This window comes from Kitasatospora sp. NPDC004240, from assembly GCF_053603215.1.
In genome coordinates this window covers 1-12186 of record NZ_JBSGFD010000231.1, presented here as the reverse complement: position 1 = coordinate 12186, position 12186 = coordinate 1, and the positions used below count along the sequence as shown (strand labels likewise).

The following is a 12186-nucleotide window of genomic DNA, read 5'->3' as shown; positions in this document are numbered from 1 at the left end:
GGAACGGTGGTCCACACGGTGGTCTTGGCGGCGAGCACGGCCCAGCGCGGGGCGGTCGACGCCGTCGGGCCGCCGCCCGCGCGGCGCCGCCCGGAGCGCCGCCGTCAGCCGGTGGCCGCCCATCGCTCGGTACGACCGTGGGCGCCCAGGCCGACCGCGTCGAACTCGTCGTGGCCCTCGTCCGCCCGGGCCCCGATCCGGCGCAGCGCCTGGGAGATGGGGCTGCCCTCCGGCGGGAAACGCTCCAACTCGCCGACGGTGAGCGGGCCGAGGACGAGTCGGCCGTCCGACCAGACGGCCGCGCGCTGGGTGCCGGTGCCGCCGAAGTAGTCGGCCTCCACACAGGCGATCGGGCCGGCCTTGGACCAGGCGACGAGGCGGCGCTCGAGACCGGCCGGGAACCAGTCGAAGCCGTGCTCACCCCTGAACACCTGCTCCCCACCGCCGAGTTGGACGGCCGACAGGAAGGGTACGGTGGCCGGGATCAGGCCGAAACCCTGCCTCAGCGGGGCCACCCGGGCGGTCGGGACCTCGGCGGCCGCCAGCTTGATCAGGTCCAACGGGGCTATCAGCGCCAGGAGTTCGTACGGCATTGCGCCATCCTCGCCCAGGGCGCCGACAATTCGCCCTCGATTTACCGTTCCGTGCCCACCGGGTCCGGGTCCGAGGGCCCCGCGGCGTCCCCGAGCCCCGCGGATTCCGCCGGCGCCGCCTCCGCCTCCGCCGGACGGCCGGTCGCACCGCCGGGGTCGGACTGGGGGCCGTAGAGCAGGGTCAGCATGGTGACGTCGACCGCCTCCGGCCCCTCGCTGTTGCCCTCGGCGAGCAACTCGTCGAAGACCTTGACGAGTTGCAGCCGCAGCCGAGCCACCCGCTCGGGGGTGAGCTTCAGTTCGAACTGCGAGAAGAGGCTGGGCGGGCCGGCCGAACCGTCCTTGGGCAGGCTCAGGTCGAGCCTGCCGCTGAGCAGCTTGGAGCGGAAGTCCTCGCGGACCCGGTCGACCCCGGCCAGCACGGCGTCGTACGCCTCGGCCCGGGCGGGCGAGTCGGCGGCGAACATGCCGGGGGCCAGCCGCAGCGACTCCTGCGCGGCGACGTAACGGCTCTCCACGATGCCGGAGACCAGCCGGGTGCCGGAGACGGCGATCAGGCCTGTCTTCTCCAGCTGCCTGATGTGGCGGTAGAGCTTGGTCTGCGGCTCGCCGAGTGCGGCCGCGATCCCCTTGGCGGTCAGCTCGCCGCCCTCGGCCGACATCAGGGCGCCGAGGATCGCCAGGCGCATGGGATCGGCGAGCGCCTTGAGCGTCGCGACGTCCTCGACCTGACGTTCCCTGGCCCACACGGGAGTCCGGTCGGACTTGTCGGACTTCCGAGGCTTCTCGGACTTCTGGGACTTAGCCACCTTCTCGACCACGGGCCAACCCTTCCAGATCGTCCACCCTTGCGCAATCAATCACCTTCCAGTCATCATTCACGCAAACGTGAATGGTGACTGGAAGGTGAAAGTTCACGATGAAGAGAACGTCTGCAGGATCCGCAACGCTCACGCAGTCGACAACGACGGCCACCCAGGCGACGACCGCCCAGACGCCGACCGCCCAGGAACCGGCCACGACGGCCACCCCGGCGCTCTCCCCCGGCCCCGCCCCTGCCCCCGCCCCCGTCCCGCTCTGGCGCAACCTGCGGTTCCAGGCGCTCTGGGCCGGACAGGCCGCCTCCACGCTCGGCATGCGGATCGCCGACACCGCGTACCCCCTCCTCCTGCTCGCGATGACCGGCTCGTCCACCCTCGCGGGCGCGGTCGGCGCGCTGCAGATCGGTGCCACCGTGCTGTTCGGGGTGCACGGCGGCGCGGTGGCCGACCGGTACGACCGCCGGCGGGTGCTGATCGCCGCCGACTCGGCGCGTCTGCTGGCCGCCGCCAGCGTGCCGCTCGCGCTCTGGCTGGGCGGGCTCACCGTGCCGCACGCGCTGCTCGTCGCCGTCGTCCTCGGCGCCACCATCGCGTACGGCGGTCCGGTACGACTGCTGGCGGTGCGCTCGGTGGTGCCGCCGGAGCAGTTGCGGCAGGCGCTCGCGCAGGACGAGGCCCGGATGAGCGGGGCGGGTCTGGTGGGGCCGCCGCTGGCCGGCTACCTGTTCGGCGCCGGGCGGGCGGTGCCCTTCCTCGGCACGGTGCTCGCCACCGCCGTGTCACTGGCCGCCGCCCTGGTCGTCCGCTTCCCCGGCCGCCCCGAGAGGACGGCCGGGGCGCCGGCCGCGGGAGCGCGGGAGGCCCGCACCCTGGACGGCTTCCGCCACCTCGCCGCGAGCCCGCTGCTGCGCCCGGCGCTGGCCGTGGTGTTCGTGATCAACCTGACGGGCGCCGCGATGCTGCTGCCGGTGATCGTGCTGCTGCGCGGCCAGGGGACGTCCAGCGGCGGCATCGGGCTGGCGCTGGCCGGCGAGGCGGTGGGCGCGATCGCGGGGGCGTTCCTGGTGGGCCGGCTCCACCGGCTGGCCGGCCCCGGGGTGCTGCTGCTGGCGACGGCGTGGATCTGCGTGCCGGTGATGCTCGCGCCGCTGCTGCCCGGCGGGGCGGTGACCGTGTTCGCCGCGCTGTTCGTGGTGGGCCTGGGCACGCCGGCGCTGCGCGTGATGATCGACATCCTGATCTTCCAGCAGGTCGCGGACGAGTTCCGCGGCCGGGTGATCGCGGCGACGATGACGCTGTTCACCATCGGCATGCCGGCCGGGATGCTCGGCAGCGGCCTGATGCTCGACCACCTCTCCCCCGCCGTCACCCTGGCCGTCCTGACCGCCGTGCTCGCCGCCGCCCTGCTCCCGGCCACCGCGGGCCGCACCCTGCGCCGCTCCTCCTGGCCCGGCCCGACGGCCTGAACCGACCACCCGGCGCCCGCCCCGGCGCGCCGCCGACCGCCCCGGCGCGCCGCCCCGCCCCCGGCTCCCCCGCCGACCTGCCCCGCCGCCCTCCCCCTCCGCCGTCCCGACACGCCGCCGAACCCGTCCCGACACGCCGCCGAACCCCTCCCGCCCCACCCCCAAACCCCGCCCGACCGAACTGACGCCCCTTCACCCGTGCGGCCCTACGCCGCATGCGCGCACCCCGGCAACCGGGTGAACTGACCGGGTACGGCCCGCCCGGGCGGATCGGGGAGCGGACCCGGGCCGTACCCCGGAGGAGGACCCGGAGGAGACCCATGAGCGCCATGGACGCACCCTCACCCGGTCGGAGGGATCCGGCCGGCCCACCCGAGACGCCCGATCAGGGCGGGGGCCCGACCGCACAGGAACGAACCCTGGAACGAACCCGGGAACGGAAAGGCCCCCGGGCGGCCCGAATAGCCGCCGCCCCCCGCATGTCCTGGCTGACGCTGGCCCTGATGACCACGGCGTCGGTGGCCAGTCTGCGCTCCGCCCCCACCATGGCGGTGTACGGCCTGGCCTGCGTCTTCCTCTACCTGGTGCCGGCGGTGGTGTTCCTGCTGCCGACCGCGCTGGTCTCCGCCGAGCTGGCGTCCGGCTGGGAGGGCGGCGTCTACCGCTGGGTCTCGGAGGGCCTGTCGAAGCCGCTGGGCTTCCTGGCCGTCTGGTGCCAGTTCGCCATGACGATCTTCTACTACCCCAGCCTCCTCGCGTACGTGGCGAGCACCATCGCCTACGTGATCGATCCGGCCCTGGCGAGCAACGGCCCGTACACCGCCGTCGTGATCGTGGTGCTGTACTGGACCGGCGTCTGGGTCTCCTCGCGCGGGACGAAGGCCGTGGCCGGCCTGTCCTCCTGGGGCCTGGTGATCGGCACCCTGATCCCCGGCACCCTGCTGGTGGTCCTCGGCATGGTCTTCCTCGGCCAGGGCAACCCGTCCGCCGCCCCGATGGACGCGGCCGCCCTGTTCCCGCAGTGGACGGGTCTGGCCAGCCTGGTGCTGATCGTCAACAACTTCCTCAGCTACTCCGGCATGGAGATGAACGCGGTCCACGTCTCCTCGCTGAGGAACCCGCCGCGGGAGTTCCCGCGCTCGATGTTCCTGGCCTGCGCCCTGGTCCTGATGATCTTCATCCTGCCGGCGCTGGCGATCAGCTGGGTCGTGCCGTCCACCCAGCTGAGCCTGACGGCCGGGGTGATGCAGGCCTTCGACTCCTTCTTCCAGTACTTCTCGATCGGCTGGCTCACCCCGGTGATCGCCGTCGCGCTGGTCGCCGCCTCGCTCGGCGGCATGCTCACCTGGCTGGCCGGGCCGTCCAAGGGCCTGCTGATGATCTCCCGCCAGGAGGGCTACCTGCCGCCGTTCCTGCAACGGCTCAACCGCGCGGGCGTCCAGCAGAACCTGCTGGTCACCCAGGGTGTGGTCACCACGGTCATCGCCCTGGCCTACGCGCTGATCCCGAACGTCTCCAGCGCCTACTGGATCTTCTCGGTGATCACCACCCAGGTCTACCTGATCGTCTACCTGCTGATGTTCCTCGCCGCGATCCGCCTGCGCCGCAACCGGCCCGAGCATCCGCGCGGCTACCGCGCCCCGGCGCTGGTGCCGCTGTGCGTGGTCGGCCTGCTCTCCTCGGCGGCCGCGATGGTGATCGGCTTCGTGCCGTCCTCGCAGTTCGGCGGCGGCAGCGCCTGGGGGTACGTGGCGATCGTGGGCGGCGGCCTGGTCCTCCTCGGCCTGGTGATCCCGTTCCTGTTCCTGAGGCTGCGCAGGCCCGGGTGGCGCTCCCCCGGGGCCGGGGCCGAACCGGCCGCGCAGGAGGCCGAGGAGCGGCGCGCGACCGGAGGCGAACGATGAGCACGATGATGGCCTCCCGCCACCGCTGGATCTACGTCGGCGCGATCGTGCTGCTGGTCGGCATGCTGATCACCGGCCTGCTGACCTACACGCAGCTGCACGGGACCGACCAGGCCAACCGGAAGGCGCAGCAGCTGTCCGACACGCTGCGGGCGGCCGGCTACCCGGTGCCCGAGCAGAGCCAGATCGTGCGCACCCTCGGCGAGGACGGCGGCGCCGTCTGCGAGGACCCGGCGAGCGCCCTGCGGCAGGCGCAGTGGAAGTACGGCATGTCCAACGGCGCGAGCGGGCCGGGCCAGCGCCCGGTGCTCTCCGACCGCGAGGTGGTGTACGCCGAGGCGATCGTGCTGTCGGTGTACTGCCCGGACGAACTCGCCGCCGTCCAGGACCGGATCGACGACCTGAACCTGCAGGACACCGTCCGCGACTGAGCCCGCCGTGGGCGACACCGCCCCCGGGCGCCCGCCCGCACCCGACCACCACCCCCGGGCCCCCGCCCGCACCCGACCACCACCGGAGTCCCGTACCCATGACCGACGAACTCGCGGCGCGGATCGCCGCCCTGATGCCCCGGGCCAAGAGCGACCTCGCCGAACTGGTCGCCATCCCCTCCGTCGCCGACCCCCGCCAGTACCCGCCGGAGAAGTGCCGCGAGGCCGCCCAGTGGGTCGCCGAGGCCTTCACCGAGGCCGGACTGCGCGACGTCCACCTGGAGGAGACCCCGGACGGCAGCCACGCGGTGATCGGCCACCGCCCGCCGCCGCCCGGGGCGCCGACCGTCCTGCTCTACTGCCACTACGACGTGCAGCCGCCGCTCGACGACGCCGCCTGGACCTCCCCGCCCTTCGAGCTCACCGAGCGCGACGGCCGCTGGTACGGGCGCGGCAGCGCCGACTGCAAGGGCAACATCGTCATGCACCTCACCGCGCTGCGGGCGCTCGGCGACGACCTCCCGGTCGGGATCAAGTTCGTCGCCGAGGGCTCGGAGGAGCAGGGCACCGGCGGGCTGGAGGCCTACGTCCCGCCGCACGCGGGCGAGTTGCACGCCGACGCGCTGCTGGTCTGCGACACCGGCAACGCGGCCGTCGGCGTGCCGACCGCGACCACCTCGCTGCGCGGGCTGGCCAACGTGGTGGTCACCGTCTCCACCCTGAAGGGCGACATGCACTCGGGCATGTTCGGCGGCCCCGCCCCGGACGCCCTCGCCGCGCTGATCCGGATCCTCGACTCGCTGCGCGACGCGGACGGCGGCACCCGGATCGACGGTCTGGACTGCGACGGCACCTGGAGCGGCGTCGGCTACGACGAGCAGCGGTTCCGCGAGGACGCCGGGGTGCTGGACGGGGTCGCGCTCACCGGTTCCGGTGGCGTCGCGGACCGGCTCTGGGCCCGCCCCGCCGTCACCGTGCTCGGCATCGACTGCCCGCCGGTGGTCGGCTCCGCGGCCGCGATCCCGGCCACCGCCCGGGCCCGGGTCAGCCTGCGGATCCCGCCCGGCACCGAGGCCACCACCGCCCGGGACGCGCTGACCGCCCACCTGGAGGCCGCCGCGCCCTGGGGCGTCCGGGTGGCGGTCGAACCGGAGAGCACCGGTTCGGCGTTCCGGGCCGCCACCGGCGGGCCGGCGTACGCGGCGCTCGGCAGGGCGATGGCCGAGGTCTACGGCAGGCCGATGTCCTTCCTCGGCCAGGGCGGTTCGATCCCGCTGTGCAACGTCCTCGCCCGGACCTTCCCGGACGCGGAGATCATCCTGATGGGCGTGGAGGAGCCGCGCTGCCTGATCCACGCGCCCGACGAGAGCGTCGACCCGGGCGAGATCGAGCACATGGCCCACGTCGAGGCCCTGTTCCTGCGCCACTTCGCCGGCTCGGGACGGGCATGAGGTGGTCGCCCGTGACGGAATGAGCGGCACGTGACCCGACGTGCGCGACCCGAGCCCCGACCCGACCCTCGATCCGGCAGAGACGGGAGACCCCCATGCCACGACCGTTCACCACCGAGGACTACACCGCCCGGATGGCCCGGGCCGCCGCCGAGGCGGCCGCCGCCGGACTCACCGGCCTGGTCATCGCCCCCGGCCCGGACCTGGTCTACCTCTGCGGCTACCAGCCCACCGCGATCACCGAACGGCTGACCGCGCTCGTCCTCGGCGAGGGCCGCGCACCCGCGCTGGTCGTCCCGAGGTTGGAGCGCCCCGACGCGGAGCGGGCGGCCGGCGCGCCGGCCCTGCGCCTGATCGACTGGTCCGACGGCGAGGACCCGTACGCCAGCGCCGTCCCGCTGCTGGAGCCGGCCGGGCGGTACGGCATCTCGGACGCCGCCTGGGCGATGCACCTGCTGGGCCTGCAGTCCGCGCTGCCCGACAGCCGCTACACCTCGCTCACCACGGCGCTGCCGATGCTGCGCGCGGTCAAGGACGCCGACGAGCTGGACCGGCTGGCCGCCGCCGGGGGCGCCGCCGACGCCGCGTACCGGGGCATCCTGGAGGTCGGGTTCGCCGGGCGGCGGGAGACCGACGTGGCCGCCGACCTGAGCGCGCTGCTGATCCAGTACGGGCACGGCCAGGTCGACTTCACCGTGGTCGGTTCCGGTCCCAACGGCGCCGACCCGCACCACGAGGCGGGCGACCGGGTGATCCAGGGCGGGGACACCGTGGTGCTGGACTTCGGCGGTCTCAAGGACGGCTACGGCTCCGACACCACCCGGACCGTGCACGTCGGCGCCGACGTCCCCGCCGAGGTGCGGGAGGTGCACGACGTGGTCCGGGAGGCGCAGCAGCGCGCCTTCGAGGCCGTCCGGCCCGGGGTGAGCTGCCAGGAGATCGACCGGGTCGCCCGCCGGGTGATCACCGAGGCCGGCTACGGCGAGTACTTCATCCACCGCACCGGCCACGGCATCGGCATCACCACGCACGAGCCGCCGTACCTGGTCGAGGGTGAGGAGCGGCCGCTGGTGCCCGGGATGTGCTTCTCGATCGAGCCCGGGGTGTACCTGCCGGGCCGCTTCGGGGTGCGGATCGAGGACATCGTCACGGTGACCGAGCACGGCGGCCGGCGGTTCAACAACACCCCGCACGAGCTCGGCATCGTCGGGTAGCGGCGGACGGGCCCGGCCGGGGTGCACGGCCGGGCCGGCGGGACCGGGGCCGGCTGCGCGGGTACGGCCGAAGGCGCGCGCGGCCGGGCCCGGCGTAGCAGACTTGGCCGGGTGGACCCGACCCCCGCCGCCCGCGCCACCAGGCGCACCGCCCCCGCCCGGCCCACTGCCGAGGACCTCGCCGCCGCCCGGGACCGGCTCGTCCCCGACGTCGCCGCACCCGGCCTGCGCGTGCTGTTCTGCGGGATCAACCCGGGCCTGTGGTCCGCCGCGACCGGCCACCACTTCGCCCGCCCCGGCAACCGCTTCTGGCCCGCCCTGCACCGCTCCGGCTTCACCCCGCGCCTGCTCCGCCCGGACGAGCAGGGCGAACTGCTCGACCTCGGCCTCGGCATCACCAACGTCGCCGCCCGCGCCAGCGCCAAGGCCGACGAGCTCAGTGCCGACGAACTGCGCGAGGGCGGCGCGGCACTCACCGCCCGGGTGCTCCGCCTGAAGCCCCGGGTGCTGGCGGTTCTGGGCGTCACCGCCTACCGGACGGCCTTCGGGAACCGCAGGGCCACGACGGGCCGCCGGCCCGAGGGCATCGGGGACACCGAGGTCTGGGTGCTGCCCAACCCCAGCGGACTCAACGCCCACTACACCCTGGACGGGCTGGCCGAGGAGTTCCGGGCGCTGCGGGCGGCCGTCGAGGAGTGACGGACCCTACGCCCGCAGGAACTCCAGCACCGCCAGCACCCGGCGGTGGGTCTCCTCCGCCGGGGGCAGGTCCAGCTTCATCAGGATGTTGCCGATGTGCTTGCCCACGGCGGCCTCGGAGACCACCAGTGCACGGCAGATCGCCGCGTTGGAGCGGCCCTCGGCCATCAGCGCCAGCACCTCGCGCTCCCGCGGGGTCAGCCGCTCCAGCGGGTCGCGGCGGCGGCGCAACAGCTGGCGCACCACCTCCGGGTCCACCACCGTGCCGCCGGAGGCAACCGCCGCGACCGCCGTGAGGAACTCCTCGACCTGCCCGATCCGGTCCTTCAGCAGATAGCCCACCCCGGAGCCGTCGCCGGAGTCCAACAGCTCGGCGGCGTAGGAGCGCTGGACGTACTGGCTGAGCACCAGCACCGGCAGCCCCGGACGCCGTTCGCGCAGTTCCACGGCGGCGCGCAGCCCCTCGTCGGTCTGGCCGGGCGGCATCCGGACGTCGGTGATGACGATGTCCGGCGTGTGCTCGGCGACGGCCGTGCGCAGGGCGTCGGCGTCCCCGACGGCGGCGACCACCCGGTGGCCGAAGCGGGCGAGCAGGCCGATCAGGCCCTCGCGCAGCAGCACGCCGTCCTCGGCGAGGACGACGTCCAGCGCCCGCCCGGACGGGCCCCCGCCGGCACCCCCGGTCGATGCCGTGCCGGTAACGGCGTCCGGCGTGCGGTCGGGGTTCACCGGTCGGTCGGGGTGCAAGGGATCTCCACGCGCAGCAGGGTCGGTCCTCCGGGCGGGCTGCTCACCGTGAGCGTCCCGTCGACGACCGAGACCCGGTCGGCCAGCCCGGTGAGGCCGGTGCCGCCGGACGGGTCGGCGCCGCCGTGCCCGTCGTCCGACACCTCGATCGTCAACAGCCCGTCAGCGTAGCGTCCGTCGACCCGGGCGGCCCCGGCGCCGCTGTGCTTGGCGACGTTGGCCAGCGCCTCCGCCACCGCGAAGTAGCCGGCCGACTCGATCGCGGGCGGCAGCCGTCCGGGCAGCGCGAAACGGACCTCGACCGGGACTGCGGAGCGGTCGGCGGCGTCCGCGCAGGCGTCCGGCAGGCCCCGGTCGGTGAGCACCTGGGGATGGATGCCGTTGATCAGCTCGCGGAGTTCGGCGAGCACCTCGCCGGCCTCGCGGTGTGCCTGGGACAGCCGCTCCGCCAGCGGGCCGCCGGGCGGGGCGTCCAGCCTGGCCAGCCCGAGCGTCATCGACAGGGCCACCAGCCGCTGCTGGGCGCCGTCGTGCAGGTCGCGCTCGATCCGGCGCCGCTCCGCCTCGAAGGCGTCCACCAACCTGGCCCGGGAGCTGACCAGTTCGCCGATCCGCCGCTCCTGGCCGCCCGGCGCGAGCACCGCCCGGACCAGCGCCGCCCGGCCGGCCGCGACCGCCGTCAACGGGTAGCCGAGCAGCGCCGCCGCCGGCAGTGCGGCGAGGCTCACCGCGGCCGCCACGGCCGGGGAGTGGACCTGCCACAGCTTCAGGACGTTCACCTGCTCACCGTCCAGCAGCAGCATCGGCAGCGCCGCCAGCAGGTAGGCGGGCACCGCGAGCGCGCAGCCGGCCACCACCAGGTCGATCGGCCACAGCACGAAGGCCGCCAGGGCGGCGAAGCCCAGCTCCCGCCAGGTCGCCCGCTCCCGCAGGCGCAGCCGCAGCCAGGCCGCCAGGCCGGGGCGGGCCGGCACCAGGTGCGGACCGGGCAGCGGCGTGCCGTCGGGCAGCCGCAGCAGCCACCGCTCCCACGCCGCGAACGGCACCCCGACCAGTCCCAGCGCCAGCAGCAGCGGCAGGCCCACCAGCAGCACGGCCAGCACCCCGGCGACCGTCCCCGCCACCAGCAGCCCCGCGCAGAGCAGCAGTCCGGCGGTGCCGGCGGCCAGCAGGTAGCCGGCGGCCCGCCACGGCAGCGAGGTCCGCAGGAACCCGGGCCGGGCCAGCGCCCGCCACACCGTCGTACCACCCGCAGCCGTACCGCCCACAGCCCGTACGCCTCCCCGCCCGCCGTCCCCCGTGGCCCCCGCGGGCCCGCGGCCCCCACCCTAGGCACCCCGTCGGCGGCCCGCGGTAGGGCTGGCCCTACCCCCGGGAGTAGCCCCTGGGCCGCTGCCCCGCCGCACCCCGCGGCGGTTGGCTGGACGGCATGAGGACGAGCATGCCGCGGATCGCGCTGAAGTCGCTGAGGGTGCGTTGGGTGTCGCTGCTGGGGGCGTTCACGGCCCTGGCGCTCGGAGTGGCGATGATGACGGTGATGCTGCTCGGCCTGGCCACGGCGATGTCCTGGCCGGACGGCGGCGAGGCCATGGTGTCGCTGGTCGCGGCGCTCGGTACGGCGGGCGGGGTGAGCGCCTTCGTCTCCGCGTTCGTGGTCGCCTCGACCTTCTCGTACGTCGTCGCCCAGCGCCGCCGTGAGCTCGGGCTGCTGCGGCTGGCCGGCGCCACCCGGGCGCAGGTGCGGCGGGTCGTGCTCACCGAGGCGCTCCTGCTGGGGGTGGTGGCCTCGGCCGCCGGCTGCGCGCTGGGCCGGCTCGGCGCGCCCCGGATGGTGGGGTGGCTCGCCGGGGTGGGCATGGCGCCGCCCGGCTTCACGGTCGACCCGCAGGTCTGGCCGCTGCACGCCGCGTTCTGGACGGGTCTGCTGGTCGCCCTCGGCGGCGTCGCGGTCGCCGCCCGCCGCGCGGGGCGGCTCGGCCCGCTGGACGCGCTGAGCTCGGCCGACCTGGACGCCGACGTGATGACCGCGGGCCGCTGGTTCTGGGGCCTCGGGCTGCTGGTGGCCGCCGCCGCGATGACCGGTTCCGCCCTGCTCACCGACCCGGTCGACCTGCTGCACCGCAAGACCTACACCGTCCGGCCGATGGTGCTGATCTCCGCCTGCGGGCTGCTCGCGCCGGTGCTCGCCCGTCCGCTGCTGCGTCTGCTGGGCCGGTTGCCGGCCCGGCTCTCCCGCTGGACGGGCCGGCTGGTGCGGGAGAACGCCTCGGCAGCGCTGCGCCGCTCGGGCGCGATCGCCGCACCGGTGCTGGTGTCGGTGGCGCTGACCGGCTCGCTGGCCGGGGCCCTGGACACGGTGAGCGCCTCCCGTACGGCGCAGGCACGGGCCCGTACGGCGGCCGACTTCGTGATCACGCCTCCCGTCACGGCCGCCGCCGGCTCGGACGGGCTGGTGGAGGCGGTGCGGGCCGCCGTGCCCGGCGCGGTGGTGTCCCCCACCGGGCCGACCCGGCTGGCGGTGGTCGAGGCGGACGGCACCGTGGTCCGCTCCGGGGCGCGGACGGCCGAACCGGCGGCGCTGGCCGGCGTGGCCCGGCTGCCGGTGGTGACCGGTTCGGTCGCCGGGCTGGACGACGACGGCATCGTGCTCCCCGAGGAGTGGGGCCACCATACGGTCGGCGAGCCGGTGCGGGTGGTGCTCGCGGACGGCCGCCGGACGACCCTGCGGGTGGCGGCCGTGCTGCGCGACGGGCTCGGCGACGACGGCCTGTACGTGACGGCCCGCAACGCCCCCGGCGCGCGGGTCGACCGGGTCGAGGTCCGGCTCCCGGACGGGCGGCCCGACCGGGCGGAGGCGGCC

At 75.2% G+C, this 12186-nt stretch carries 11 protein-coding genes; 7 read left to right on the top strand and 4 right to left on the bottom strand.

From position 1 onward, the window contains the following. Positions 1-104 precede the first annotated feature (104 nt). Positions 105-593 carry a hypothetical protein gene (locus ACWEQL_RS36700; protein WP_452154934.1) on the bottom strand — a complete coding sequence of 163 codons (489 nt, stop codon included), beginning with the start codon at positions 591-593 and terminating at the stop codon, positions 105-107. A 41-nt stretch (positions 594-634) separates the two neighbouring features. Beyond that, positions 635-1414 carry an ArsR/SmtB family transcription factor gene (locus ACWEQL_RS36695; protein ID WP_452154933.1) on the bottom strand — a complete coding sequence of 260 codons (780 nt, stop codon included), beginning with the start codon at positions 1412-1414 and terminating at the stop codon, positions 635-637. Between the two features lie 98 nt (positions 1415-1512). Between ACWEQL_RS36695 and ACWEQL_RS36690 the strand changes: the two genes are divergently transcribed. The 6 genes from ACWEQL_RS36690 to mug all read left to right on the top strand — a co-directional run bounded on the left by ACWEQL_RS36690 (position 1513) and on the right by mug (position 8579). Beyond that, positions 1513-2880 (top strand): MFS transporter, encoded by a 1368-nt coding sequence (locus ACWEQL_RS36690; RefSeq protein ID WP_452154932.1) that lies wholly within the window; start codon positions 1513-1515, stop codon positions 2878-2880. 320 nt (positions 2881-3200) lie between these two features. Then, positions 3201-4784 (top strand): APC family permease, encoded by a 1584-nt coding sequence (locus tag ACWEQL_RS36685; RefSeq protein WP_452154931.1) that lies wholly within the window; start codon positions 3201-3203, stop codon positions 4782-4784. Then, positions 4781-5215, top strand: a complete 435-nt coding sequence (locus ACWEQL_RS36680; protein WP_452154930.1) for a hypothetical protein — start codon at positions 4781-4783, stop codon at positions 5213-5215. Before ACWEQL_RS36685 ends, ACWEQL_RS36680 begins: the two co-directional genes overlap by 4 nt. Positions 5216-5313: 98 nt before the next feature. Next, complete coding sequence (locus ACWEQL_RS36675; protein ID WP_452154929.1) at positions 5314-6666, top strand: M20/M25/M40 family metallo-hydrolase; 1353 nt, start codon at positions 5314-5316, stop codon at positions 6664-6666. 95 nt (positions 6667-6761) lie between these two features. Continuing rightward, positions 6762-7880, top strand: a complete 1119-nt coding sequence (locus ACWEQL_RS36670; protein ID WP_452154928.1) for an aminopeptidase P family protein — start codon at positions 6762-6764, stop codon at positions 7878-7880. 111 nt (positions 7881-7991) lie between these two features. Beyond that, positions 7992-8579 (top strand): G/U mismatch-specific DNA glycosylase, encoded by a 588-nt coding sequence (gene mug / locus ACWEQL_RS36665; protein WP_452154927.1) that lies wholly within the window; start codon positions 7992-7994, stop codon positions 8577-8579. A 6-nt stretch (positions 8580-8585) separates the two neighbouring features. Here the strand turns inward: mug and ACWEQL_RS36660 are convergent, their stop codons facing one another. Both ACWEQL_RS36660 and ACWEQL_RS36655 read right to left on the bottom strand, forming a co-directional pair. Then, positions 8586-9227 carry a response regulator gene (locus ACWEQL_RS36660; protein WP_452154936.1) on the bottom strand — a complete coding sequence of 214 codons (642 nt, stop codon included), beginning with the start codon at positions 9225-9227 and terminating at the stop codon, positions 8586-8588. A gap of 77 nt (positions 9228-9304) precedes the next feature. After that, the gene (locus ACWEQL_RS36655; RefSeq protein ID WP_452154925.1) at positions 9305-10594 is read right to left on the bottom strand and encodes a sensor domain-containing protein; all 1290 of its coding nucleotides are present in this window, start codon (positions 10592-10594) and stop codon (positions 9305-9307) included. A 161-nt stretch (positions 10595-10755) separates the two neighbouring features. On the opposite strand from ACWEQL_RS36655, the gene ACWEQL_RS36650 reads away from it, so the two are divergent. Then, positions 10756-12186 (top strand): FtsX-like permease family protein (locus ACWEQL_RS36650; RefSeq protein ID WP_452154923.1); only part of this gene is annotated, 1431 nt, incomplete at its 3' end.